The organism is Labedella phragmitis (genome assembly GCF_004078635.1).
GTDB lineage: Bacteria > Actinomycetota > Actinomycetes > Actinomycetales > Microbacteriaceae > Labedella > Labedella phragmitis.
Genome location: NZ_RZNB01000009.1, coordinates 1 through 26,052, shown reverse-complemented (window position 1 = coordinate 26,052; position 26,052 = coordinate 1). Strand labels below are relative to the sequence as shown.

The 26,052-nt window shown below is 69.2% G+C and carries 20 protein-coding genes; 7 read left to right on the top strand and 13 right to left on the bottom strand.

Going from position 1 to position 26,052, the window contains the following annotated elements; genetic code table 11:
* Positions 1 to 181 precede the first annotated feature (181 nt).
* The 4 genes from ELQ90_RS16035 (at position 182) to ELQ90_RS16025 (ending at position 3,651) form a co-directional block, all read left to right on the top strand.
* Positions 182 to 859, top strand: coding sequence for a GntR family transcriptional regulator (locus ELQ90_RS16035; protein ID WP_243696230.1), 678 nt, complete (start codon positions 182 to 184; stop codon positions 857 to 859).
* A gap of 244 nt (positions 860 to 1,103) precedes the next feature.
* A complete protein-coding gene (locus tag ELQ90_RS17250) occupies positions 1,104 to 1,796 on the top strand; it encodes a potassium transporter TrkG (protein ID WP_341810341.1) in 693 nt (230 codons plus the stop codon).
* A gap of 8 nt (positions 1,797 to 1,804) precedes the next feature.
* Positions 1,805 to 2,446, top strand: a complete 642-nt coding sequence (locus ELQ90_RS17245; RefSeq protein WP_341810340.1) for a potassium transporter TrkG — start codon at positions 1,805 to 1,807, stop codon at positions 2,444 to 2,446.
* Between the two features lie 734 nt (positions 2,447 to 3,180).
* Entirely contained in the window at positions 3,181 to 3,651 is a 471-nt protein-coding gene (locus ELQ90_RS16025; RefSeq protein WP_128496313.1) for a DoxX family protein, read from the top strand.
* A gap of 22 nt (positions 3,652 to 3,673) precedes the next feature.
* Here ELQ90_RS16025 and ELQ90_RS16020 read toward each other — a convergent pair whose 3' ends face one another.
* From ELQ90_RS16020 to ELQ90_RS16000, 5 genes are read right to left on the bottom strand one after another with little or no spacing between them, the layout of a single operon-like run.
* Positions 3,674 to 4,513 carry an ABC transporter ATP-binding protein gene (locus ELQ90_RS16020; RefSeq protein ID WP_128496312.1) on the bottom strand — a complete coding sequence of 280 codons (840 nt, stop codon included), beginning with the start codon at positions 4,511 to 4,513 and terminating at the stop codon, positions 3,674 to 3,676.
* Positions 4,510 to 5,316: an ABC transporter ATP-binding protein gene (locus tag ELQ90_RS16015; protein ID WP_128496311.1), complete on the bottom strand. Its 807-nt coding sequence runs from the start codon at positions 5,314 to 5,316 to the stop codon at positions 4,510 to 4,512. Before ELQ90_RS16015 ends, ELQ90_RS16020 begins: the two co-directional genes overlap by 4 nt.
* Entirely contained in the window at positions 5,313 to 6,245 is a 933-nt protein-coding gene (locus ELQ90_RS16010) for an ABC transporter permease (RefSeq protein WP_128496310.1), read from the bottom strand. The genes ELQ90_RS16015 and ELQ90_RS16010 overlap by 4 nt, the downstream gene beginning before the upstream one ends.
* On the bottom strand, positions 6,242 to 7,324 hold the full coding sequence (locus tag ELQ90_RS16005; protein ID WP_128496309.1) for an ABC transporter permease: 1,083 nt from the start codon (positions 7,322 to 7,324) through the stop codon (positions 6,242 to 6,244). The genes ELQ90_RS16010 and ELQ90_RS16005 overlap by 4 nt, the downstream gene beginning before the upstream one ends.
* A 5-nt stretch (positions 7,325 to 7,329) precedes the next feature.
* The gene (locus ELQ90_RS16000) at positions 7,330 to 8,916 is read right to left on the bottom strand and encodes an ABC transporter substrate-binding protein (protein WP_128496308.1); all 1,587 of its coding nucleotides are present in this window, start codon (positions 8,914 to 8,916) and stop codon (positions 7,330 to 7,332) included.
* Positions 8,917 to 9,122: 206 nt separating this feature from the next.
* Between ELQ90_RS16000 and ELQ90_RS15995 the strand changes: the two genes are divergently transcribed.
* Positions 9,123 to 9,650 (top strand): Lrp/AsnC family transcriptional regulator, encoded by a 528-nt coding sequence (locus ELQ90_RS15995; protein WP_243696229.1) that lies wholly within the window; start codon positions 9,123 to 9,125, stop codon positions 9,648 to 9,650.
* Between the two features lie 21 nt (positions 9,651 to 9,671).
* Here the strand turns inward: ELQ90_RS15995 and ELQ90_RS15990 are convergent, their stop codons facing one another.
* The 7 genes from ELQ90_RS15990 to ELQ90_RS15960 form a co-directional block, all read right to left on the bottom strand.
* Positions 9,672 to 10,025: an avidin-fold protein gene (locus ELQ90_RS15990; protein ID WP_243696228.1), complete on the bottom strand. Its 354-nt coding sequence runs from the start codon at positions 10,023 to 10,025 to the stop codon at positions 9,672 to 9,674.
* Between the two features lie 102 nt (positions 10,026 to 10,127).
* Complete coding sequence (locus ELQ90_RS15985) at positions 10,128 to 10,706, bottom strand: hypothetical protein (RefSeq protein WP_128496306.1); 579 nt, start codon at positions 10,704 to 10,706, stop codon at positions 10,128 to 10,130.
* Positions 10,707 to 10,847: 141 nt separating this feature from the next.
* Entirely contained in the window at positions 10,848 to 11,738 is an 891-nt protein-coding gene (locus ELQ90_RS15980; RefSeq protein WP_208020696.1) for a DUF5996 family protein, read from the bottom strand.
* Positions 11,739 to 12,066: 328 nt separating this feature from the next.
* Complete coding sequence (locus ELQ90_RS15975; RefSeq protein ID WP_128496305.1) at positions 12,067 to 15,267, bottom strand: glycoside hydrolase family 2 TIM barrel-domain containing protein; 3,201 nt, start codon at positions 15,265 to 15,267, stop codon at positions 12,067 to 12,069.
* Positions 15,264 to 16,223 carry a carbohydrate ABC transporter permease gene (locus ELQ90_RS15970; RefSeq protein ID WP_128496304.1) on the bottom strand — a complete coding sequence of 320 codons (960 nt, stop codon included), beginning with the start codon at positions 16,221 to 16,223 and terminating at the stop codon, positions 15,264 to 15,266. The genes ELQ90_RS15975 and ELQ90_RS15970 overlap by 4 nt, the downstream gene beginning before the upstream one ends.
* Complete coding sequence (locus ELQ90_RS15965) at positions 16,220 to 17,167, bottom strand: carbohydrate ABC transporter permease (RefSeq protein WP_128496303.1); 948 nt, start codon at positions 17,165 to 17,167, stop codon at positions 16,220 to 16,222. The genes ELQ90_RS15970 and ELQ90_RS15965 overlap by 4 nt, the downstream gene beginning before the upstream one ends.
* Positions 17,164 to 18,513, bottom strand: coding sequence for an extracellular solute-binding protein (locus ELQ90_RS15960; RefSeq protein WP_128496302.1), 1,350 nt, complete (start codon positions 18,511 to 18,513; stop codon positions 17,164 to 17,166). Before ELQ90_RS15960 ends, ELQ90_RS15965 begins: the two co-directional genes overlap by 4 nt.
* A 185-nt stretch (positions 18,514 to 18,698) precedes the next feature.
* On the opposite strand from ELQ90_RS15960, the gene ELQ90_RS15955 reads away from it, so the two are divergent.
* A complete protein-coding gene (locus ELQ90_RS15955) occupies positions 18,699 to 19,373 on the top strand; it encodes a TetR/AcrR family transcriptional regulator (RefSeq protein WP_128496301.1) in 675 nt (224 codons plus the stop codon).
* Positions 19,374 to 19,426: 53 nt separating this feature from the next.
* On the opposite strand, the gene ELQ90_RS15950 is transcribed toward ELQ90_RS15955, so the two are convergent.
* On the bottom strand, positions 19,427 to 20,575 hold the full coding sequence (locus tag ELQ90_RS15950) for an AI-2E family transporter (RefSeq protein ID WP_128496300.1): 1,149 nt from the start codon (positions 20,573 to 20,575) through the stop codon (positions 19,427 to 19,429).
* A 274-nt stretch (positions 20,576 to 20,849) separates the two neighbouring features.
* On the opposite strand from ELQ90_RS15950, the gene ELQ90_RS15945 reads away from it, so the two are divergent.
* A partial coding sequence (locus ELQ90_RS15945; protein WP_128496299.1) for a CshA/CshB family fibrillar adhesin-related protein occupies positions 20,850 to 26,052 on the top strand: 5,203 nt, incomplete at its 3' end.

Genomic DNA, 26,052 nt, shown 5'->3' with positions numbered 1-26,052 from the left:
GAAAGAGGTGGTTCCGAGGTGGCCGAGTGGGACGGGAGCATGCCGGCCGGGGGTGCGACCCAGACTAGGACTGTCGAACACTCGGAGGGAAGTTGTTGAACGATCTTTCGTGTAAAGAATTCGTTACGTCGATGTTTCGTCCCCTGATACGCGGGAGTCTCCGGCCGGTAGGCTCACGATTGTGACCCAACGGCCTGACGATGACGAGGTGCTTGACCGCGCCGAGAAAGCGGCGGCCGACATCCGGTCGTCGATCATCTCCGGGCAGTTCACTCCGGGGTCGCGGCTCTCGGAGCAGGCGCTCGGCGACGCACTCGGTGTCTCCCGCAACACGCTCCGTGAGGCGTTCCGGATGCTGACGCAGGAGGGGCTGCTCGTCCGACGCCCGCATGCCGGCGTCATCGTGGCGGTGCCGTCGCTCGCGTCGATCATCGACATCTACCGGGTGCGGCGCATGATCGAGGTGCAGGCGATGCGCGCCGCGCCGCCGCGCCACCCGGCCGGACGGCAGCTCGCATCCGCGGTCGAGGCGGCGCTCGCCGCACGTGCCGCGGGGGACTGGGCCGCCGTCGGCACGGCCAACATGGAGTTCCACCGGGCGATCGTGTCGCTCGCCGACAGTGCTCGACTCGACCGCGTGTACGCGAACGTCTCGGCGGAGCTCCGGCTCGCCTTCGGCATCATCGACGACCCGGAGTACCTCCACGCTCCGTACGTCGACCGCAACGCGAGCGTGCTCCGCGCCCACGAGGAGGGCCGCTCGGGCGACGCGGCCGACGAGCTCGACGCGTACCTCATCCAGTCGGAGCGCACGCTCCTCGCCGCCTATGCCCGCCGCGACCGCGACGCCGCCCGCTGATCCCGGTCACGAGGAACGTCGAAGGGCTCAGCGACCGAATCGCGATCTTCGTTGGTGCGGGGCCGACGAGCGACCGTCTGGGTGTCGACGCGGCCGGGCCTGACTATGCTGTGCGGAGGTGAGCCGGGAAGTCTGGTCGGCGTGTGTCCAGCGCGCCTACGGAAAACGGAGCCCGATGATGTCGTTTTCGCCCCGCACGATCCGCCCGTCGCTCGACGTGCGACCACGTTCGCTGGCGCGTCGCGTGACGTCCTGGATCGGCGACGCCGCCAAGCGGACGCCCGCTCGAACAGCGGCCCTCGTGTTCGTCCTCGCAGCCGTTCTGTTCACGGGTCTCCTCACGCTACCCGCTGCGTCAGCAGACGGCCGCTCCACGGCCCTGCACGATGCGATGTTCACCGCGGTCTCGGCCGTCACCGTCACCGGTCTCGTCACCGTGGACACTGCGACGCATTGGTCGTTCCTCGGGCAGCTCATCATCCTCGCGGCGATTCAGACCGGCGGGCTCGGCATCGTCACGATCGCGCTGCTCCTCGCGCGCGCGGTGAGTCGCCGCCTGGGAGTGAAGAGCAAGGTCTTCGCTCAGCAGAGCATCGGATCCTCCGGTCTCGGCGAGGTCGGGAGCCTGCTGCGCATCGTCGTCCTGACGACACTCGCTATCGAGGGTGCACTCGCCGCCGTGCTCGTCCCCCGATTCATGATCGTGGACGACACATGGTGGGAGGGACTCTGGCACGGAGTCTTCTACGCAGTGTCAGCCTTCAACAACGCGGGATTCGCATCGAACGTCGGGGGCCTCGCCGCGTACGGGCCCGACTTGTGGATCCTCACTCCGATCATGATCGGCGTCTTCGTCGGCAGCTTCGGCTTCCCGGTCTTCCTCACGATCATCACGCACGGCTGGATCGGGCTCGGTGGACGCTGCACACGAAGTTGACGCTCGCGGTGACGACGATCCTGCTCGTCGTGGGAGCGATCATCTGGGGCGCGCTCGAGTGGTCGAATGACGACACCGTGGGGGGCTTGGGCGTGGGCGACAAGATCTTCCACTCGTTGTTCGCCTCCGTCATGATGCGCTCAGGCGGCTTTGCCCTCACGGACACCGGTGCGTCGCACCCGGCGACGCTTCTCGCCACGGACGCCCTGATGTTCGTCGGCGGTGGGTCGGCGTCAACGGCCGGCGGCATCAAGGTGGCGACGCTCGCCGTGCTGTTCCTCGCCATCATCGCTGAAGCCCGGGGCGACCGGCACGTTCGCGTCGCGAACCGCACCATCCCGGACGGCACGCTCCGACTCGCGATCAGCGTCACGTTCCTCGGGGCCACGCTCGTCCTCTCCGCGACGGCTCTCCTCATGCTCGTCACGGACACCCCGCTCGACCGCATCCTCTTCGAGGTCATCTCGGCCTTCGCCACGTGCGGACTATCGGTCGGACTCAGCGAAGAACTCCCGCCCTTCGGGAAGTGCGTCTTAAGTGCTCTCATGGTCGCGGGACGTATCGGTCCGGCCGGTCTCGCGGCTGCACTCGCTGTGCGCCAGCGCAATCTGCTCTATGACGTTCCAGAGGAGCGACCCATCATCGGTTGACGCGGTCCTCAGAAGGTCTGCGCGAGGGATGCCGAGCGGAGGCGAAACTCTCGCGGTTGGCCTATCGGCGTCCCGGGAAGAGCCATTCCAATTTGGTCTCGATCGCGGGAGTCGCGGGGCGCTCCGTGATGTAATCAGTCCGTGTGGAGCTCGGACGTTCGAGAAGGCCGATCTTGGACGCTGCCCGTTCCGCCCGGCGTGTTCAGCGCAGGTGTCGCTATTGCGCTTGCGCTGACCGGGTGCGCCTCTCCACTTGAAACGGCGTGTCCGGCGATCGGCTGGAACAACACCCTCGTGGTCCGGATCGACGGGGAAGTGGGGGACGTCGCAGAAGTTCGGTTGTGCACAGCCGAGGGCTGTGCCCCCCGCTCGGACATGGAGCGTGGCGACCCCCTCTCGCTGATCGCACTCGTCGACCAGACAGCGGACACCTGGACGTTCTCGACGGACATGCTGGATTTGAGCGAGGTCACGGTCCGAACCCTCAGGGCTGACGGTTCACGGATCAAGGACACCCCCGTAGCACCCGAGTGGGTTCGGGTAGGCGGCAGCGAACAGTGCGGAGGACCAGCTGAAGCAGTGGTGTCTGTCCGCGTGTGACCTCTCCGCGCTGAGTGACTCAGACCGAGGAATCGTCGTGAACGTCGCTGTCTGGGTGCAACGGGTCCTGATCGACCGACCGCAAGGGCCGGTGAGGGGAGACAGGCCGACCTAGGCTGTCCCCGGAGGTGCACATGAGCGCAAGGAACGCGGGCGGCCGATCGGTCGAGATCTCGAGCGGGTCCCGCAAGAGGCGGACGGCGGGGCGCATCGTGCTCGGCTCGTTCCTCGCCTTCGCGGGCATCAGCCACCTCACGTTCGCGCGCGAGGAGTTCACGGCCCAAGTGCCGGACTTCGTCCCGCTCAGCGAGGACACGACGGTACTCGCCTCGGGCGTCGCCGAGATCACGCTCGGAACGGCGCTGCTCTTCGTGAAGCGTAAGCGCACCCTCGTGGGCTGGGTCGTCGCCGCCTTCTTCGTCGCGATCTTCCCCGGCAACATCGCCCAGTACGTCAACAGGGTCGACGCCTTCGGTCTGTCGACCGACGCCGCGCGCCTCGCCCGGCTGCCGTTCCAGCCCGTCCTCATCCTGTGGGCGCTCTGGTCGACGGGCGCGTGGCACGCGTTCCGCGCCGCGCGCGCCCGCCGCTCGCGCACTCGCTGACGCGGCACCGGGCGACGGCTGATCAGTCGGTGATCGGCGGCACCGTCGTCCAGGACGCGCGATCATCGAGCGTCGGTGCGGCGGGGATCCGTCCCGTCCCGTCGGGCTTCGGGATCGCCGCGAGCAGCGCACGCGTGTAGGGGTGCTGCGGGTCCGCCCACAGCTTCGCGGTGTCTCCCGACTCCATGACACGGCCCGCGTACATGACGAGGGTCCGGTCGGCGATGCGCTGCACGACCGCGAGGTCGTGTGAGATGAAGAGCATGCCGGCACCCAGCTCGGCGACGAGATCGCGCATGAGCGCCGCGACGCTCGACTGCGTCGAGGCGTCGAGGGCCGAGATGGGCTCGTCGGCGACGAGCAGGTGCGGTCGGGCCGCGAGCGCCCGCGCGATCGCGATGCGCTGCTTCTGTCCGCCCGAGAACTGGTGCGGGAAGCGCGAGACCCACGACGGATCGAGGCCGACGCGCTCGAACCACTCCTCGGGACGTGAGCCCTCGAGGCCGCGCGCCCGCGCCGCCGCGATGCCGTCGGCGACCTGGTCGCCGACGCGCCGCCGCGGGTTGAGGGACGTCGACGGGTCCTGGAACACCATCTGGATCGCCGTGAGCGAGCGGGCCCGCCGCCGGACGCCGAGCGGTTCGACGGGTCCCTCGTCGAACCGCACGTTCCCCTCGGCGGGTCGGTCGATTCCGGCGACGGCGCGCGCGACGCTCGACTTGCCGCTCCCGCTCTCGCCCACGAGCGCGACGGTCTCTCCCGCCGCAATGGTGAACGAGACGCCGTCGACGGCGACGACGGGCGGAGAACCCGGGTAGCGCACGACGAGGTCGCGTGCGTCGAGGACGATTCGTTCGGTCATGCGCCGTCCTCCTCGAGGTGTGTTCCGGTCTCGAGTCGCGATCCGGGCAGGGCCGCGAGCAGTCCGCGTGTGTAGTCGTGCTGCGGGGCGGCGAAGATCGTGGCCCGATCGGCCGCCTCGACGATGCGGCCGTCGCGCATGACGGCGACGTCGTCGGCGATCGCGCTCATGACTCCGAGGTCGTGCGTCACGAGCAGGACCGCGAGCTCGCGTTCCGTCGCGAGGTCGCGCAGCAACTGGAGGATGCCGGCCTGCACGGTCACGTCGAGCGCGGTCGTCGGCTCGTCCGCGAGCAGCACGTCGGGGTCGCACGCAAGGGCGATCGCGATGCAGATGCGCTGCCGCTGCCCGCCCGAGAACTGGTGCGGATACCGCCCGAGGGCGTCGGCGGCGTTCGGCACGGCGACCCGCTCGAGCATCTCCACGGCGTGATCGCGCGCGTCGGAGCGGTTCAGTCCGAGATGCGTGCGGACGTGATCCGTGAGCTGATGGCCCACCGTGAGCTGCGGATGCAGGGCCGACGACGGGTCCTGGAAGACCATGGCGATGCGGCGCCCGCGGATGCGATTGAGCTCGCGACGGCCCATCCTGAGGAGCTCGGTGTCGCCGAGTCGGACCGACCCTCCGGTCGTGGCCTGTCTGGGCAGCAGCCCCAGGACGGCGAGGGACGTGAGGGTCTTGCCCGAGCCCGATTCACCCGCGAGCCCGTGGATGCGGCCCGGGTGCAGATCGAGGGAGACGCCCTTCACGAGGGGGCGGCCGATGTCGACGGTCAACTCGTCGATCGTGAGGACGCCGGTCATGCCGCAGCTCCCGTCGCCGAGGACGTGCGATCGGCCTGGTTCTCCCGCGCGACCTCGGCCGTGGGGTCGAGGATGTCGCGGAGCGCGTCGCCGAGGAAGTTGAACGCCGCCACGACCGTGAGGATCGCGAGTCCCGGGAACACCCCGAGCCACCACGCGTCGAAGTTCTGGATCGCCGAGGAGATCATCGACCCCCACTCCGCGGTCGGCGGCTGCGCACCGAGGCCGAGGAACGACAGCCCCGAGAGCAGCAGGATGGCGGCACCGATGTCGAGGGTCGCGAGCACGAGCATCGGCCCGACGATGTTCGGGAGGATGTCGACGGTGAGGCTCTTGAGCGGCGACCGACCGAGCAGGCGGCCGGCGATCACGTAGTTCTGGCCGCGCAGACCGAGTACGAGGCTGCGTGTGACGCGGGCGTACTGGGGCCATGAGACGACGATGGCCGCGATGACGGCGTTGAAGAGCGACGGGCCGAGCGACGCGGCGACGACCATCGCGAGGATGACCGTCGGGAACGCCATGACGAGGTCGGTGATGCGCATGAGCGTCTCGTCGATCCAACGCCCGAAGTAACCGGCGACGGCACCCACGACCGTGCCGATCACCATCGCGGCGACGACGAGCATGAGGGCGAGCGGGATCGTGACCGTCGCGCCCGTCATGAGCCGGGAGAAGATGTCGCGACCCGTGCCGTCGGTTCCGAGGAGCGTGTCGACACCGGGTTCCTGCAGGCGAGGCAGGACCTGGGCGTTCGGTTCGAAGGGAACCCACCACGACGCGGTGAAGGCCACGAGCACCCACGCGACCGCGATGACGGCTCCGAGGATGCCGAGCGGAGACCGCCAGGCCCGAGGCCACCGCAATCGCGTCCGCCAGCCCGCCGCGAGGACGTCCGTGCGGTTGCCGGTGCCGCGCTCGGCGCTCATGCGAGCCTCACTCTCGGGTCGAGCACCCCGTAGAGGAGGTCGACGATGAAGTTGATGACGAGGTAGATGACGCCGACGACGAGGCCGACGCCCATGATGCCGGGCAGATCGAGGTTCGACGCGGAGTTGTACGCGTACGTCCCGAGACCCGGCCACGAGAAGACCGACTCGACGAGCACGGTGCCCGAGAGCAGAGCGCCGAAGGCGACGCCGACGACCGTGAGAATCGGGAGCGAGGCGCCGCGGAGCACGTAGTCGAGCACGACGCGCGCGCCGCTCACGCCCTTCGCTCGAGCCGCCCGCACGTAGTCGCTCGCGAGCACCTCGAGGACGGACGTGCGGATGAAGCGGGTCAGGAGACCGATCGTCACGAGCGAGAGCACGAGCACGGGGAGCGCGAGGTGGGCGGCCGCGTCGAGGAAGCCCACGCCGTCGCCGTTCAGCAGGTAGTCGATCGTGTAGAAACCGGTCACGCGCGGTGGCGGCGTGATGGACGGCGAGATGCGGCCGGAGCCGGGCGCGATCCGCAACTGCAGGAAGAACAGGTAGAAGCTCACGAGGGCGAGCCAGAAGGTCGGGACGCTCAATCCCACGAGGGTCACGACGCGGACGACCTGGTCGGCGACGAGGCCGCGGCGGTACGCCGCGAGGGTGCCGAGCACGATGCTCACCGCGAGGCTCACGACGATCGCGGCGATCGCGATCTCGACCGTCGCGGGGACGGCGGTCGCGAGGTCCGTCGTGACCGCGCGTCCCGTCACGAGGGACGTCCCGAGGTCGCCGCGCAGCAGGTTTCCCATGTACAGGAAGTACTGCACGACGAACGGCTGGTCGAGTCCGCGGGACCGGATGAAGGCCTCGCGCGTCTCGGGATTCTGGGCCGCACCCTCACCGAGAGCCGCCGAGACGGGGTCGCCCGGCACGAGGTTCGTGAGGGTGAACGTCACGATCGTGACCCCGATGAGCAGGAGCACGGACGTGCCGGCCCGACGGAGGAGGTACCGGGCGAGGGGTGACCTCGCCCGGCGCGTCCGTGTCCGTGGGCCGGCCGTGCCGGCGCTCGTGGTTCCCGTGCTCACGCCGGTCAGCCGGCGGGAGTGATCTCGGCGATGTCGACGTCCCACACGGAGTTGTAGACGGCGCCCGTCACGGTGTCGGCGGTCGCGATGTTGCGGCCCGGGACGATGAGCGGAACGAAGGGGCCGGACTCCTGCATGGCCTCGGCGAAGGCCGTGAAGTCCGCGGTGCGCTCGTCGACGTCGGTCGCGCTCGCGGCGGCTGCCGCGAGGTCGGCGATCTCCGTGTTCGCGGCGGCGTCCCAGCCGGCGCGCAGGCCGACCTTGAGGCCCGGAGCGAAGGGGAGGAAGTTCGCGGAGTCCGCGTAGTCCGGGCCCCAGAACCAGAGGCCGAAGCCCTCGGTGCCGCCGACGTAGGCGTCGAGCTCGGTCGCGAACGGTGCCGGCGCGAGTTCGACGTTCAAGCCGATCTCGGCGAGCTGCGACTGGATGCGCTCAGCGAGGGGCGTGAACTCCACGCCGCCGACGGGGTAGTCGTTCGGGAACTGCAGGCGGAGGGTCTGCCCGTCGTAGCCGGACGCTTCGAGGGCTTCCTTCGCACGGTCGATGTCCTGCGTCACGCCCTCCTCGAGGGCTCCCTCGAAGCCCGTGGGGATGACGCCCGTCGCCTGCGTGGCGCCCGCGCCCGCGAGTTCGAGGAGCGCGTCGTAGTCGAGGGCGTAGCGGACGGCCTCGGAGAGGTCCACGTTCGCGAGGTCGCCCGCGACATCGGGGGACTGGTTCAGCAGCAGGAAGATCGTCTGGCCGGACGGGACGGAGTCCACCGAGAAGCCGTCCTCGAGGCCCTCGACCTGGTCGCCGTTGAGATCCATCGCGACCATCGTGTCGCCGCCCTGGAGGTTGATGAGCTGCGTGGCACTCTCCGTGACGTTGCGGATGACGACGCGGTCGTACGCCGGCTCCTCGTCACCCGTGTACTCCGGGTTCTTCGTGAGGACGACCTGCGAGGTGAGGTCGAGCGTGTCGAGGACGAACGGGCCGGATCCGGCGGACTCGCCGTCCAGGAAGCCCTGAGCGGAGTCGGAGCCGTCGGTCGTGCCGCCGTTCTCCTGCACGACGTCGGCGTTCACGATGCCGAGCGCGGGGTTCGCGAGGATCGCGGGGAGCTGCAGGAGCGGCGTCTCGCTCGCGATCGTGACGGTGCTGTCGTCGACCTTCGTGATCGTGAGGCCCGCGAGGAGGAAGTTCGGCTTCGCCTCGACCATGCCCTGGATGCGCTGGAGGGAGAACACGACGTCGTCTGCCGTGATCTCGCTGCCGTCCGAGAACGTGCGGCCGTCCTCGAGCGTGAAGGTGAACTCGGTCGCGTCGTCGTTCTGCTCCCACGAGGCGAGGCCCGGAACGGGAGTCGTGACGTCCGAGCCCTCGAAGTCGACGAGGGTCTCGTAGAGGGCCTTCGCGACCATGTTGCCGGTCGGGTCGTAGGTGTGGCCGGGGTCGGTGGTCTCGATCGAGAAGGCGGTGTCGATGACGAGCGAGCCTCCGCTCTGCTCGGCGTCGTCGGTGTTCGCGGAGTTGCCTCCGGAGCAGCCGGCGAGGAGGAAGAGAGCGGCTGTGCCGAGGGCGAGGGGTGCAAGACGGCGCGGAGCGTTCATGTGAACTCCAAGGGAGACGAATCGGGAAGTGGGTCTTGAGTGCTGTGGACGACCGTGATCAGATTGGCATGGGCGGTGACGATCTGTCCAGCCATCCCGCCTCGACCCGGTACGTCACTGAGTCGATACTCCGATCGGAGAGCAGAATGTCCAGCAAGCCCTCGGAAGTCGATGCCTCGGCTGGACGAAATGTGCCGCTCGACGACGTGAGCTATAAGATCCTCACCGTCCTGCGGGATAACGGTCGCATCTCGATCGCGGCCCTCGCCGATCTGGTCGGCATTTCGCGGGCCAGCGCGTACAGCCGGGTCGAGGCGCTCGTGCGCGACGGCGTCATCACGGGCTTCTCCGCCCGAGTCGATCCGGCGCGGGCAGGACTGTCGATCTGCGCCCTCGTCTTCGTCACGGTCCACCCGCAATCGTGGGTGCCCTTCCGGGAGAAGGTCGTCGCGATGCCCGACGTCGAGTACTGCGTCATCACGACGGGCGAGCACGATGCGATGGTCCTCATCCGCGCGACCGACGTCGGCGGCGTTCACGAGTTCGCGACCGGGGTCATCGCGATGCTCCCCGAGGTGCGCACGGTCGTGAGCGTCGTCGTCCTCGACGAGGTCGTGCGGAAGCCGTTCGTCCTACCGACCGACATCCCCGAGCGCCCGGAGACGTCGCGACTCGGCATGACCCGCTGGACGCCGGCGGCCGCGGGCCGCGACGCGATGGCGGCCCGCGGCTGAGTTCGAGCTCGCGCGCGCCGATTACGCCGCCGGGACCTCGACGCAGACACTGAGCTGCGGGGCTCCGTGCATCTCGTAGTCCTCGACGAGGCGCAGCAGACCCTCTTCGGTGCGCTCGATCGTGCTCTCGCCGTCGCCCGTGACGACGGACCCGTCGGCCACGAGGACGTGGACGAACGAGACCCAGATGACGTCGTCGTTCCGCGTGCCGACGAAGCGGCCGATGGTGACCGTGTCACCGGTGTAATCGCCCCAGATGATGCCGTCGCGCTCGAAGTAGCGGAACACGCTCGGCGCATCGGGATCGACCGTCGAGGTCGTCGAGGAGATCATCTTGAACACGAGGCCGTCGAGGGAGGGGAGAGTCGAAGTCACGCCCCGATCCTGCCAGATGGACACCCCCGCCCGTCCCGACGAGCGCAGCGAGCCAGGGCGGAGCGCCACGCGAGATGGCCGGGGCGGCGCGGTGGCAGCGCGTCAGCCCTGCCCCGGCAGGCCCCACTCTCCGCCGTCGGGTGGCGTGGGGCAGACGGCGTTCTCGCTGAGAGCGGCGACCTCGGCGCGGATCGCACTGCCACCGGGCATCTTCACCACGGTGTAGACGATGCCCTGGTGCGTTCCGTCCGCCGGGATGTAGCCGACGGAGGCCCCGTCGACGTCCTGGTCCTCCGGCCACGGCTCCCCCGCTGTCGTGACGAGATCGGCTGTCGGGTTCGTGATCAGCCAGTTGGTCGCCGCCGTGACCGACATGCCGGGGACCGTCCAGTACCCCTCCAGCTCGGCGACGGGCTGGCAGACCCAGCCGGTGAACGAGTTGAAGCTCGCGGGGGCGCCGGGTGTCGGCTCCGCCCCGGGCGGCACGACGGCGGCGTCGAGCCAGGCCTGGGCCTGCGCCTGCGACTCGGGGTCCGGGCCCGCCGGCGTCTCTGTCGTCTCCGTCGACGATGGGCCTCCGGCCGGCTCGGCCATCGTCGACGGCGACGCGCAGCTCACGACCCCCGGTGCGAACAGCGCGACGATGAGGATGGCCGTGAGTCTCGTCCTGCGCCCGGTCATCGGTCTCCCCCCGCGTCGGACCGGCGCACGGGCCTGCTCCCGTCTGCCGACCATGTTCCGATAAGCCAGAGCATAGGGGGACCGGAACGGCGGCGGAAGTGCCCGTGTCGCGCTTCGGTTCATCCACCGGTGAGCGGGGCCTCAGCCCCAGCGATCGTCGCCCTGCGCGGCGTCGAAAGTCGCCGTGAGGAACTGCTTCACGAGGGCGTCGGGGTCGCTCGATCGGCGCACCGTCTCGTACGGCAGGATGAACTCGCGGAGCGTGTCGTCCCAGTAAGCGCCGGGCGGTACCGGGGCGTCGCGGTATCCCGGGCGGTCGGGATAGCGGTAGGCGTAGTAGGCGCCTTCCTCCCCTGCGCCGGGCCAGAATCCGGCGCTCGCGAGTTCCGCCGAGTAGCTCTCGACCATGACCGAATCCGGGCAGTTCGGCACGCCGCCGGGGTGGGCGGGCGCCGGTCGTCCCGAGAATCGGGTCACGGCGAGATCCATCGCGCCCCAGAAGAAGTGCACGGGGCTCGACTTGCCGCGGAAACCACCGCGGTACGCGGAGAGGCCCCTCTGCACGTCCACGAGCTGGCGCCAGAACGCCCGTGCGTGATCCGGGTCGTAAACGTGATGGATCGTGTCGTCCGCGAAGGGGATCGCACGGTCGACCTTGTTCGGGGCGGCGTGGATGCGGGCGTCGATGTCGAGTCGCGCGCAGATCGCGAGAAGCGCGGCGTAGAAGTCCGCCACCGTCGTGTCGGCGAGGGCGATCGACTCCGAACGGCCGTCCTGGCGGCGGACGACGAGGACATCATGGAGGAGGTCGAACTCGATCTCGAAGACGCCGGCGGCGTCGACGACCGGGCCGGTCGTGAGTCCGCGCGGCGAGACGTGCAGGGTCACGTGCCACCAGTGGTTCACGGGATCGGCGTTGATCATGCGGATCTTGCCCACGATCTGCAGCCACATGTGCAGCGTCCGCCGGGTCGGCTCCCACTCGTCGACGCGAAGTTCTGTGCGCTCGGCCATGCGACGCTGTGCGGTCATGCTCCCCATCCTGCCGTGACGGAGCCGGCCATGACGATCCCCTGAGCACCCGACGTCGAGCACCCGTCGTCACAGTCGCGGCCGTCGTCGCTCTGATGGCCGGCCGACAGGCTCGGAGAACGTTGTCCACAGACAGGGTGCCGATGCCGCCGCGAACACGCGCGGTCTCGGTAGCGTCACCCGCGGCGCTGCTCGGCGCACTCTCGAGGGGACCCGCATCATGACCATCGCCGCCTATCTGCTCAGCTCGCTGCTCGTCGCGACGGCGTGCGCCGTGCTCGGCGCACGCCACCTCATCCCGGACCGATCGGGGCGCTGACCCGGCCGGTCAACTCCCGCCCGGGGCCGAGAAGCGCACCGTGATCGTGCGCGATTCGGGCCGCAGGTACTCCGTCGGCCAGACGTCCGGCCCGCACGCGCGAGTGCCGAGCCCGTGCTGGGCGGCGTCGATCGTGAGATACGTGGCCGTCGGTCTCGGCAGCTCGTGCGGATGACGTGCGTCGGCCACCTCGTGCGGCGTGTGACGGCGCACCGTGAATCCGGGCAGTAGGCCCGCCGAGTCCGCCTCGGCTGCGAGCCGCAACCAGACCCCACCCGCCCGCGAGAGCTCGAGGCTGCGCAGTTCGGAGCGGTGACCGCTCTCCTGGGGCCGTGCATAGGGCACGACGAGCTCGTCGACCGCGGACGAGAAGACCCCGACGCGAGCGGCCCGCAGGCTGTCCGGGTAGTTCTCGAACGGACCGGTGCCGAACCAGGTGGCCGCCGAGACGTCGACCGGGAGGGCGAAGCGGACGCCGATGCGCGGCCACACGCCGTCCCACTCGCGCGACGGCGTGATCCTCACGCGTAGTCGGACACCGTCGTCGTCGACCTGCCACTCCGTCTCCTGCCAGACGCTCGCGGCGCCCTCCGGTGCCTGCCACTGCTCTATCCGCCGCACTCCTGTGAGCACGCCGTCGTCGAGCCGGTGCTCGAGGCTGTCGAGTCGCGCCCGCAGGAGATCGAGGCGCGCCGTTCGCCAGTGCTCCTCCGACGACGGGCCGGGCGTCCCGAGCCCGCGGTTCGCGCGGGGATCGGCGACGTCGAGCGAGCCGCCGGTCGGACTGCGGTCGTTGTCCGTGGGAGCGCGGAAGAGCTCGAGCCGCGGGCCCGCCGCCGTCTGTCCGGACAGTCCGTCGAGGGCGCCGGCGATGGAGAACCGTGCCGGTCCGAGCGACGCGTTCGTCGGAAGCGCGCCCGTGCTCCATCCGTCGGCGGCCCGCCCCGAACGTCCGCTTGCGCGGCCCGCCCGCTGACGAGCGGCACGCGCGCGCACCCACTCAATGGGCGTCGCCGGGTCGTCGAGCGGAGCGAACGGCCGATGCGGCTCGATCGGAGCGTTCTCCTCCACGAGGAACTGCGCGCGCGCCACGACGTGCCCCGCCGGCGCCCAGGGGGACTCCTCGATGAGCACGGCCTCGATCATCAGCCACACCTCGGCGTCGCCGATCGAGGCGACGAGGTCGGGAGCGACGAGGTCGGGAGCGGGCAGGATGACGCTCGATCCGGCGGCCACGACGTCGCCGCCGCGCTCCGTCGGTTGCAGGACACCCGAATCGAGTTCGACGCCGTCACGCTCGAGTCGCCACACGATGTCGAGGTCACGCGTGTCCGCGGCGAAACGGTCATTGAGCACCTCGATCGAGCCGTCGTGCAGACGCCGGAAGCGGAGGGGCTGCTCGACGGCGGCGAACTCCGCGAGCCCGGGGGAGGGGGTGTCATCGCTCAGAACCAGGCCGTCCATGACGAAGTTTCCGTCGTGCACCTCCTCCCCGAAGTCACCGCCGTACGCGAAGAACTCGGTCCCGTCGGGCGTGCGCGTTCGCAGCCCGTGGTCGCGCCACTCCCACACGAAGCCGCCGTGCAGGCGTGGGTACCGATCGGCGAGCGCCCGATAGCGGTCGAGAAGGGCGGGACCGTTGCCCATGGCGTGCGCGTATTCGCAGTGCAGGAACGGCTTCGAGCGCTGGCGCTCCGACTCCGACGCCGTGCAGTCGAGGAGGAGAGCCGTCGAGTCGTCGCGGCCGATCGATTCCGTCTCTGGGAGGGACGGATACATGCGCGAGTACACGTCGGTGTACTGGCCCGTGTAGTCGCCCTCGTAGTGCACGGGGCGCGACGGGTCGCGATCGTGCACCCAGTCGGCCATCGCGGCGAGGTTCGCGCCCGTTCCCGACTCGTTGCCGAGAGACCACAGGATGACGCTCGGGTGGTTCTTGTCCCGTTCGACCGTGCGCCGGATGCGGTCGAGGTAGGCGTCGCGCCAGCGAGGATCGTCGCTCGGGTTCCGGGCCCAGCCGTGGAACTCGAAGCCGTGGGTCTCCAGGTCGCACTCGTCGATGACCCAGAACCCCAGCTCGTCGGCGAGATCGAGGACGCGCGGGTGCGGCGGGTAGTGGCTGGTGCGGATGGCGTTCACGTTGTGCCGCTTCATGAGCGCCATGTCGGTGCGAGCGTGCTCCTCGTCGAAGACACGGCCCCGGTCCGGGTGCGTCTCGTGGCGGTTGACCCCCGAGAAGCGGACCTTCCGCCCGTTGACGAGGAGGCGGTCGCCGACGATCCTCACGGTCCGGAATCCCGCCCGGACCGTGACGAGTTCGGCCGAGGACTCGACGTGCACGTCGTAGAGGCGTGGGAGGTCCGGTGACCAGGGCTGCACTCCCGGGACATCGATGGGAGTGGCGTCGGCCGCCGTCATCCAGAGCTCCTCGATTCCGAGGTCGGGAACGCGCACGGTGACGGGGAAGGCGGCGGGCGACGCGTCGATGTCGAGCGCGAGCGTCCCGGCCGACGTGTGCTCGTCGAAGTCCGCGTGGACCGTCACGTCGTCGATGGCACCAGCCGGTCGGGCGAGCAGGGTCACGTCCCGGAAGATCCCGGGCAACCACCACTGGTCCTGGTCCTCGAGGTAGCTCGCCGCCGACCACTGGTGGACGCGCACGGCGAGGAGGTTCTCCCCGGGGCGGAGGGCGGCCGTCACGTCGAAGTCCTGCACGAGCCGGCTGCCGGTCCCGGTGCCGATGTCCTCACCGTTCAGCCACACCCGGTAGGCCGACTCGACGCCGTCGAAGCGCAGCAGCACCTTCTGCGCCCCGTCGAAGTCCTCGGGCACTTCGAACCGGCGGCGGTAGTCGCCCGTGGGGTTCGCGTCGGGGACGTTCGGCGGGTCGACCGGGAACGGGTACTGGACGTTGGTGTAGATCGGTCGTCCGTACGCCCCGTCGGCCACGAGTACCCAGTGCGACGGCACCGGGATCTCGTCCCATCCCGCGTCGTCGAGTGCCGGCGAGCCGACGTCGTCGACCTCCTCGCCGTCCGGGAGTACGCCGATGCCGCCGAGAGTCCCCGGAGCGCCGGCGAGGAGCCGGAACCGCCATACTCCCTCGAGCGACAGTCGTGGAGCGTCCGATCGGAGGAACGCGCGCGGCGGCGTCCGCCGGCCCGACCCGGGGGAGAACGAGGTGAGGTGGTCGACGTCGAGGGTGGTCACGCTTTGACGGATCCTTCGGTGAGGCCGCCCCGCCAGAACCGTTGCAGGACGATCATGGCGATGGCGAGCGGGATGATGGACAGGAGCACGCCGCCCGTCGTGAGCTCGTAGAACTCGGGGAGGCGGTCGACCTGGCTGCGCCAGTTGTTGAGGCCCAGCGTGATGGGGAACAGGTCGGAGTCGGACAGCATCACGAGCGGCAGGAAGTAGTTGTTCCAGATGCCGACGAGCTGGAAGAGGAACACCGTGACGAGCGCCGGGGTCATGATGCGCAGGCCCAGGGTGTGGAAGATGCGCAACTCGCTGGCCCCGTCGATCCGGCCCGCCTCGATGAGCGACGCGTCGACGGTCGCGTTCGCGTAGATCCGGCACAGGAACAGGCCGAACGGTGAGACGAGCGACGGCAGCAGCACGCTCCAGTACGTGTTCGCGAGACCCATCTGGCTGAAGAGCAGGAACAGCGGCAGCGCGGTAGCCGTGCCCGGGACGAGGACGCCGCCGAGTACGAGACCGAAGATCGTGTCGCGCCCGCGGAAAGCGTACTTCGCGAGCGCATACCCGCCGGCCGCCGCGAAGTAGGTGGCGAGCAGCGCGCCGACTCCGGCGTAGAGCACCGAGTTCGCGAACCAGCGGAGGAAGACGCCGCCGTCGTACGAGATGACGCGGCCGAGGTTCTCCCACAGGGCGAACGTCGGGGCGAACCAGAACCCGTTCGTGGCGAAGAGGTCCTCGGTCGTCTTCGTCGCCGCGACGACGACCCAGTACGCCGGCACGAGGAAGTAGACGGCGACGAGGGCGAGGACGACGGTCACGATGATCGTCTTCCCGGGCGAGCGCCCCGCCGATCGGTCGGAGTCGTGGCCGCGCGATCTCCTCCGGGCGGCTCGAGCGGAGTCGGAGGCGGTCGTGAGGGAGCGGGTGTCGTTCTCGACGGGCGTGTGCGCGGTCGCGGTCATGACGACCTCCGGTTCGTGAAGCGCAGGAAGACGAAGGAGAGGAGGAACGCCACGAGGGCGATGAGCACCGATTGCGCGGCCGCGACGTTGTAGTCGTTGTAGGCGAACGCGGTGGTGTAGGCGCTGAGGTTCGGTGTGTACTGCGAGTCGATCGCGGGCGCGACGTCCTGGAGTACTTGCGGCTCGGCGAAGAGCTGCAGCGTGCCGATGATCGAGAAGACCGTCGTGAGGACGAGGGCCGGTCGGATGAGCGGCAGCTGGATGCTGCGCGCGACCCTCCACGAGCTCGCACCGTCGACCTTCGCCGCTTCGTAGAGTTCCGCCGGGATCGACTTCAGTTGGGCGATGATGATCATCATGTTGTAGCCGGTGTAGGTCCACGTCACGATGTTCGCGATCGACCAGAGCACCGTCGACGGCCCGAGGAAGTCGAGCGGGAGCCCGACGACGGCGGCGATGTCGATGATCGGGCTGAGGCCGGGGACATAGAGGAACGACCACAGGATGGTCGCGATCACGCCGGGGATGCCGTACGGCAGGAAGTAGGCGGCACGGAAGAAGCCCGGCCAACGTGCCGACGCCGACTCGAGCAGCAGCGCGAGGATCGTGCAGAGGACGATCATGACGGGCACCTGGATGATGCCGAAGAGGAGCATCCGCCAGATCGACGCGACGAAGTTCCCGTCGGCGAGCGCCTGCGCGTAGTTCTGGAACCACGCGAACTCGGTGACGACACCGGCCTCGCCGAAGAGGCCGGATCTCGTCACGCGCGTGAAGCTCGAGCCGATCGCCACGATGATCGGGAGGATGAAGGTCAGGACGAAGAGGGCGAGGAACGGGGCGATGAGCACCCACGGCGCCGCACCTCCCGATCCCGCGCGGCCCCGGTGGCGGCGCGCGGACGCCGGGGCGCCCGCCGTCGTGATGTTCCGTGTCACGGTCATGAGTCCGCCTTCCGGATCGTGAGGCCCTTGTTGCGGAAGGCCGTCATGATCTGCTGCTCGGCTGTCGCGACGGAGTCGACGAGGCTGACCCCGGCGGCCTTGCGGCGGAAGCCGTCGGAGAGGATGTTGAACGACTGCTGCGTGATCGGCCACCACGACCAGTCGGTGTTCTGCTCGCGCGTCGCGGGCTCGAACACTTCCGTGTTGTAGGCCTGTCCGCCGAAGAAGTCGGAGCCGGCGCCTTCGCGCACGGACCCGATCTCGTCCTTCGCGGGTGACCAGCCGATGCCGCTGTTGGTGATCATCGCGTCGATGCCCTCTTGCGTCGTCGTCATCCAGACGGAGAACTCGAGCGCTTCGCGCGGGTGCTTCGAGTTGGCGAGGACCGCGGCGGTCGAGCCACCGAGGAAGCTCGAGCCGAAGCTGTTCGCGAGCGACCAGCGCTGCATGGGGGCGACGCGCCACTTGCCCTCACCGCCACTGATGCCCTCGATGAGGGCGTCGCCCCAGCTCGCGCTCGTGCACGCCGCGATCTTCCCGTCGGCCGCCGCGGCGAACCATCCGGGGGAGTAGGGGGCGTTCGCCGTGTCGACGAGGTCCTCGTCGATCGCCGCGTCGAAGAAGCGGGCCACCTCGAGGGTGGCCTCGTCCGTCATGTCGATGACCCAGCCGTCCTCCTCCGTCGAGAGCCAGCGGGCGCCGGCCTGAGTGGCGAAGGCGGTGAAGGTCGACGCGTCGGCCACGGGGAAGCTCTCGAGGTAGACCCCTCCGGCTGCTCGCAGTTCGCGGGCGATCTCGGTCCATTCGTCCCACGTGGCGGGCGCTTCGGCGCCCACGCCCTCGAGGATCTCAGGCTGATAGTAGAAGCCCATCGGTCCCGAGTCCTGCGGGATCGCGAAGACACTGCCCTGGAAGCTGACCTGGTTCCAGAGGGTCTCGTCGTAGAGGTCCGCGTACTCGTCGGCGCCGTAGCGGGAGAGGTCGACGAGGCCGTTGACGAGCAGGAACTCGGGGACCGTGCGCATCTCGACCTGAGCGATGTCGGGACCGCCACCGGCCGCGAGGGCCGAGTACATCTTCTGATAGCCCCCGTCGTTGCCGCCCGGTATCCAGACGACGTCGACCTGGATGTTCGGATTCTGGGCGTTCCAGACGTCCGCGACCTTCTGGGCGTCTTTCAGCCATGCCCAGTAGGTCAATCGGACGGTCTCGCCGGGAGGAGCGGCCCCGATCGTGGGGGCCGTGTTGACGGTCGTCGTGCCGGGCGTCGCGCATCCGGAGAGGAGTGCGGCGGCGCCCGCGCCGAGCCCGAGGCTCAGCGCTTGGCGTCGAGTGAGTTGTCTCATCTGCCTTCTTCACTTCATCGTGGTGTGGGCTGACGCACCGGGTGCGCCGGAGTGCGCTCACGCTAACACGGAATTCGAGTACTCGCTCGAAATTCATCTGCGTTACGCTGGCGGCCTGACGCCGCGCGCGCGTGCGTGCGTCCTTCGACCGCCACGGAACCCGAACCCGAGAGGCCGGTGACGTCATGAGCGCACCCGACGGCGGCGCCGTTCGTCCCGCCGATGTCGCGGGGACTGCGCGCCGACGTGGCCCGTACGCGAAGTCGGCGGAGCGGCGCCGGGCGATCGTCGACGCCGCCTTCGATGTCTTCGCGTCGCGCGGATACCGGGGTGGGTCGTTCCGGGAGGTCGCGGAGCGCGTGGGCATGAGCCAGACGAGCCTGCTCCACTACTTCCCCTCGAAGGAGGACCTGCTCGTCGCGGTGCTCGCGCGACGGGACGACGTGGAGCCGGAGCCCGACCCGGACGAGGTGCGGTGCCGAGCCGGCGAGGGGGCGAGGGGCCGTGCTGCGCGGTTCGCCCTGTCGATCGAGGCGCAAGCCGAAGCCAACGTCGGTATCCCGGGCGTCATCGAGTTGTACGCGGTGCTCTCCGGGGAGGCGGTGACGGCCGACCACCCGGGTCGGGAGTACTTCGTCGAGCGGTTCGAGAACCTGCGGCGGGATTATGTCGAGGAGCTCACCGCGCTGCGCGAACTCGGCGTCCTGCGCGACGGAGTCGACCCGGTACGTGCCGCGGCGTCGATCGTGGCGCTCTGGGACGGCATCCAGCTCCAGTGGCTCTTCGACCGCGACGCCGTCGACATGGCCGCTGCCCTCCGCGACTATCTCTCCCTCATCCTCCGCCTCCCGGAACATTAATTCGGCGATGGTGCGTGGAACTACGCGCACCATCGCCGAATTGACGTGAGGGGTTACTGGGGTTCGGGGCGCTTCTGCTTCGCGGGCCAGGCCGGCTCGTGCTCGCCGTTCCACACCGAGATGACACCCCACGCGACGGCGGCGATCGGCACCGACAGGACCGCGCCGACGATGCCGCCGAGGATCGTTCCGGCGGTCAACGCGACGAGGATGACGAGAGGGTGCAGCTTGAGCGAGCGACCCATGAGGATCGGCTGCAGGAAATTGCCCTCGAGCTGGTTGACGCCGACGACCGCGACGAGCACCCACACGGCCGTGATGGGGTCGTTCGCGACGAGGGCGACCAGGACCGCGAGCGCGCCAGCGAGAGTGGCGCCGACGAGCGGGATGAATGCGAGCACGAAGACGATGACGGCGAGCGGCAGCGCGAGCGGCACCTGCAGGGCGAAGAGCACGATGCCGATGCCGATCGCGTCGACGGCGGCGACGGCCGCCGTGCCACGGACGTACCCGCCGAGCGTGTCGACGGCCTTGTCGCCGATGCGGCGAGCTCGCGCATACTGCTGCCCCTCGAAGGGACGGAGCAGGAACTCCCAGATGCGGGGCCCGTCCTTCAGGAAGTAGAACAGCACGACGATCATGAAGAAGAGACCGACGAGGAAGTTGCTCGCGGCGCCGACGCCCGCGAGCGCTCCGCTGCCGAACTGGCTGCTCGTGAGGAAGTCGACGGCGCTGTCTCGGAAGCCGGAGATCTGCTCCTCGCTGATGTCGAACGGCAGCGTGAGGAACCAGTCGTACAGATGGTCGATGCCCTGCGCCGCGGAGTCGATGAGCTCGTCGAGCTGGTTCCGGACGGCCACGTAGATCAGGTAGCCGACTCCGCCGAGCACCACGACGATCGCGAGGAGTGCGATCCACGTGGCGATCGCCGATGGCAGACCCTTCCGCCGCATCCAATGCATGAGGGGGTGGAAAGCGGCCGCGAGGATGAGGGCGATCGACAACGGGATGAACACGAGCGTCAACTGCGTGATCACGAACACGACGCCGATGACGACGATCAGGATCGCGATGACCTGCACGCTCCGCGTGGCGAGCCGGCCGAAGCCGTCACCCCACAGGGCGGAGGCGGGCCGCTTCACCACTGGCCTGCCGCTCTCGTCCGGTGCGGCGGTCTTCCTCGTGTGATCGAACCAACCCATGACCTGCTCCTCGTGTGTGTGCGGCGTTCCGTTCCCAGTCTGGTCGAACGTCGGCCCGTTGGCGCAAATCCCCGACGACCTTGCTTATCGGGGCGATCATGCTGCCGTCAGAGCGGCCGGGGTGGATTCGGGGGTGGTCTTGAACTCGCGTCGGGTCGAGTATGAGTCGCTCGAGCAGTGCCGCCAGTAGCTTGCAGAGAGTGTCCTGATCGCGTGCTCACTGCATCCGCGTGCCGGTACTCCGACCTTGCCGCCTGCCCCGAGGGAAAAATCCGTGCCGATCACAGTCCCCCGCCGACTTCGCCGAGCCAGCCGAGACGGGCGATCGAACATCGAGCGACGTGTTCTGCCGTTCGCGGCGGTCGTGGCGCTCGTGGCCGTCGTCAGCGGCCTCTTGACGGCCTTCCTGCCCGTCGCTCCTGCTGAAGCGCGTTACGCCTCCGGTGGCTCGGGAGCGCATCGAGGCAGCATCGACTGGTTCGAATGGGGGACGGCGGGCACGGCGATCACGAACGGCACGTCCCGCACGAACACGCGGACGATCGGCGGTCAGACCCTCGCGACCACGTGCACGATCACGGGCCTGAGCGGCGCCATCCGGGCCTATCGTCCCGGTAACTTCCAGGGCGACGGTCTCGACGACCTCTACAACATTGGCGGAACGGGCACCAACAACCAGCTCATCTCCGGAATCGCGAACTCCGTCGCAGGAGCGGCGCCCACGTTCACCTTCAGCTGTTCCGTCACCCTCGACGGCGTGCCGGTTCCCCTCCAGGGGCTCGTGATGGGCGATGCGGAGACGAGTACGGTCGAGGCCACCAGCAACGAGTACATCCAGGCGCGTCCGCTCCAGACGGCCACGTGGCGCATCATCGACCGCTATCGGGCGCCCGCCGGTTGTACCACGAGCACTCAGGCGATCCTGAACGCGAACGGCACGCTCCGCCTCACGCCGAACGGTGCGTGGTGCTCCGGCGGCAGTGGCCCCATGGCCGTCGCGTTCATGGAGGGTGCGACGAGCGCCGCGGTGACCCTCCAGGGCGGTGGCGTCTCGGCCATCGCACTCGGCGTGGTCCTCGGCTCTGATTTCGGCGACGCGCCCGCGAGCTACGGCGCGGCGGGAGCCCTCATCGCCCCGGCGTGGACCGGTGGCACCGTGCCGGTCGGCACGACGGCCGTGTCCAACTCGACCTTCACGCTCGGCACGCAGGGCCAGCCGACGCTTCGTCTCGGCGCGCGGACGACGTCGGAAGGCGCGCCCCTCTACAGCGCGAACGCCTCGGGCGACGGTACGAGCGACGATGGCGTCGTCCCGACACCGATCACCGCGAATCCCGGGGGCACCTACACCCTCCCCGCCACGTCGTGCACGGGGTCCGGATACGTCTCGGGCTGGATCGACTGGAACGGCAACGGCCGGTTCGACACCGGGGAGCGCTCCGGCGTCGTCCCCTGCGCGAACGGGAGGGCGACGCTCTCGTGGACCGTCCCGGCGGACGCCCAGCCCTCGAACGGTACCTTCCTGCGACTGCGCATCGCGGCGGACGCCGCGAGCGCCGGTCAGCCCACGGGCCTCATGACCTCCGGTGAGGTCGAGGACTACCAGGTCACGCTCGATGTGCCGACGGCGGGTCCCCTCGTCGACTGCACGACCGACGGCAACATCTTCAACACGGGCTACAACGCCGCGACGGGCGGAGTCCTCCCCGACAACGCGAAGGATGCGAACTGGGACGTCATCGGACCGTTCGGCACCGGTTCGTATCCCGTGCAGATGCCGCCGGCCGGCCAGACGTGGGCGTCGGCCAACGTCGGCAACATCGTGCCCTCCGCGTGGGCTGCGAGCCCGTACGGCAATGCCCAGTGGATCTCACAGCAGACGATCGCGAGTCCCAACAGTCCGACGGGTGACTGGTACTACCGCTACGCCTTCGTCCTCGACCCCGACGTGTCGCCCGAGTCCCTCAAACTCGACCTGAGCTTCTACGCCGACAACAACGTCGCAGAGGTCTTCGTCAACGGCGTCCCGCAGAGCGGGAAGACCACAGGTCTTCCGCAGGCCCCGGCGGGGACGAATCAGTACCTGTACGCGGGATTCCAGCTGCAGAACGGCGCGGAGACGAGCCTCGGCGACGACTGGAGGACGGGTCCCAACGAGATCATCGTGCAGCTCAAGAGCGGTCAGCCGATGGAGGGCTTCCTCGCCCAGTTCCGGCCCAGTGCGATCTGCCCGCTCCCGGCTCTCGACATCGAGAAGACCTCGACGGCGACGAGTGATTCCCGCTCCGGTGACACCGTGACCTACACCGTCACGGCCACGAACACGGGCGACGGCGACTTCACGGAGTCCGCCCCCGCCTACCTCGCGGACACCCTCGCGGGCGTGCTCGACGACGCCGCGTACAACGGTGACGCGACCGCGATGGTCGCTGGCTCCGCCGCCGGTGAGCTGTCGTACGCCGAATCCACGATCACGTGGGCAGGACCTCTCGCCTCGGGCGAGGCCGTGACGATCACGTACACCGTGACGCTCGGCGACCGTGACGGCGACGGCGAGATGCGCAACGTCGCCTGGGCTCCGTCGTCACCGCCCGGGGACCAGCCGACGCCGCCGGCATGCGATCCGGCGACGGCTGAGGGCGTCGATCCCGAGACGGGTGAACCGTGCGCGGTCGTCGAGGTCGAACTCCCCGCCCTCTCGATCGGCAAGAGTTCGAGCTCGAGCGAGCTTCCCGCGGTGGGCGAGACCCTCACCTACACCGTTCGCGTCACGAATGCGGGACCGGGCGACTACAGTGCGGCCGCTCCCGCGTCCTTCTCCGACGACCTCTCGGAGGTCCTCGACGACGCGACGTTCGAGGCGGACTCGATCACCGCGACGATCGACGGTCGGGCCGTCGACGAGCCGACGTACACCGCGCCGACGCTGTCGTGGAGCGGGCCGCTCGCCGCGGGTGAGACCGCCGTCTTCACCTACACGGTGACCTACACGGGCGCGGGCGACAAGGTGCTCACCAACTCGGCGTGCGTTCCGGACTCCGAGGCGATCGGCGCTCCGTGCGATTCCGTCGAGGTCCCGGGAGCGAGCCTGACGCAGCGGAAGGACGCCGTGCCGTCGTCCTCGCCGCTCGCCGCCGGATCGACGATCACCTACACGCTGTCCTTCGACAACGACGGCGAGGCGGCCGCGACGGTCGACACGTTCGACGACCTCACGGCTGTGCTCGACGACGCGGACGTGACGGGCACGATCTCCAGCAGCGCCGGTCTCACCGCCGTGCGCGACGGGAACCGGATCCTCATCGCGGGCTCCGTCCCGGCCGGCACGATCGGCACCGTCACATACACGGTGACCATCCGACCCGACGGCGAGCGGGGAGACAACCGTGCGCTCAACTTCCTCGGCCGGGACGTCCCCGAGGAGCTCGAGTGTGTCCCCGCGGATCCCGACGCGCCCGATTGCACGGTCAACGAGATCCCGCAGCTGAGCTACACGAAGTCCGTCGTGGCCTCCGCCGACCCGATCGTGCCCGGCACGACCCTCGAGTACACGGTCACCGTGACCAACTCGGGAGCGGCGACGGGCACCGTCTCGCGTTCCGACAACCTCACGGGTGTCCTCGACGACGCGACACTCACGACGGCTCCCGAGGTCACGGGTGACGGGGCCGTCGTCGCCTCGCCGGTGATCGACGGCGTCTTCTCCCTCTCGGGCACGCTCGGTGCCGGTGGCACGGCGACGGTGACCTACGCTGTCACCGTCAACGAGGAGGATGCGCGCGGGGACAATCGGGCGGCGAACTTCCTCGTGAGCGACCGCTCCGAGGAACCTCCGACCGAGTGTGCTCCCGGCAGCACCGACTGCACGGTGACGGACCTGCCGCGCGTGACCTCGTCGAAGTCGGTCGACCCCGCGTCCGGCACGTCCGTCGATGCCGGCGACGTGCTCACCTACACGCTCACGTTCACGAACGACGGCCTGGCGGTCGGCCCGGTGGACTTCACGGACTATCTCGCCCGCGTCCTCGATGACGCGGCCGTGACCGTGTCGCCGGTGTCCTCCGATGACGCACTGTCGCCGGTGCTCGGTACGGATTCACTCGTCGTGACGGGCTCGCTCGCGGCCGGTCAGACGGTGACGGTCACCTATGCGGTGACCGTGTCACCCGATGGTTCGCGGGGTGACAACCACCTCGGCAACTTCCTCCGGGAGACGGACGACGTTCCGCCGACGGTCGACGAGGAGTGCGCGTCGGATGATCCGAACTGCACGAGCAATCCTGTCGGTGAGATCGATTCGTGGAAGACGGTCGAGGCGTCGGAGTCTCCGGTGGCCGAGGGAACGGTCCTCACGTACACGCTGCACTTCGAGAACATCGGGCAGGGTGCTGGCACGGTGAACGAGGTCGACGACCTCACGCATGTGCTCGATGACGCGGATGTCACGACGGAGCCGAGCTCGGGTGTGCTCAGCGTCGTGCGTGATGGTGCACGGATCGCGGTGACGGGTTCGCTCGACGCGGGTGCGTCGACGACGGTCACGTACTCGGTCACCATCCGGGCGGACGGGGAGCGGGGCGATGACGTCGCGGCGAACTTCCTGTTGAAGTCGGTGGACGGGGAGGTTCCGCCGGTTCCGGAGGAGCCGGTGTGTCAGCCGTCGGACGCGGAGCGTCCGGACTGCACGCTCACGCCGATCGGGCGGCTTCTCGTCTCGAAGGCCGTCGAGGCATCGAGCGATCCGATCGTTCCGGGCACGACGCTGACGTACACGATCACGTTCGACAACCAGGGCCAGGGGCCGGTCTCGGTCGACAAGTCGGACAACCTCACGGGTGTGCTCGACGATGCGACGCTCACGACGAACCCCGCGGCTTCCGACGACGCGCTCTCGGTGAGCGACGTGGAGCAGGGCGTCTTCACGGTCACGGGCGAGCTCGCGGCGGGGCAGGTCGAGACGGTGACCTACACGGTCACGGTGAACGACGAGGACGAGCGCGGCGACGACCGGGCGACGAACTTCCTCCTCGACGACCCGTCGGCACCGCCGCCCGCGACGTGCGATCCGGGTGACCTCGAATGCACCTCGACGGACCTGCCGAACGTCACCTCCTCGAAGTCCGTGGACCCGGCATCGGGTACCTCCGTGGACGCCGGTGACGTGCTCACCTACACGCTCACCTTCACCAACAGCGGCAACGCCGTCGGCGCCGTCGACTTCACCGACCACCTCGCGAAGGTGCTCGACGACGCCGAGGTGACCGCGCAGCCGGTCGCATCCGTCGACACCCTGACCCCGAGCGCCGTCGTCGATCAGACGATCGTCGTGACGGGCTCGCTGCTGCCCGGGCAGACCGCCACGGTCACGTACTCCGTGAGGGTTCTTCCCGACGGTTCGCGGGGCGACAACCGGCTCGGCAACGTTCTCGTGGAGACGGGTGAGGACCCGCCGGCGGAGTGTGTCGAGGGCAGTGCGA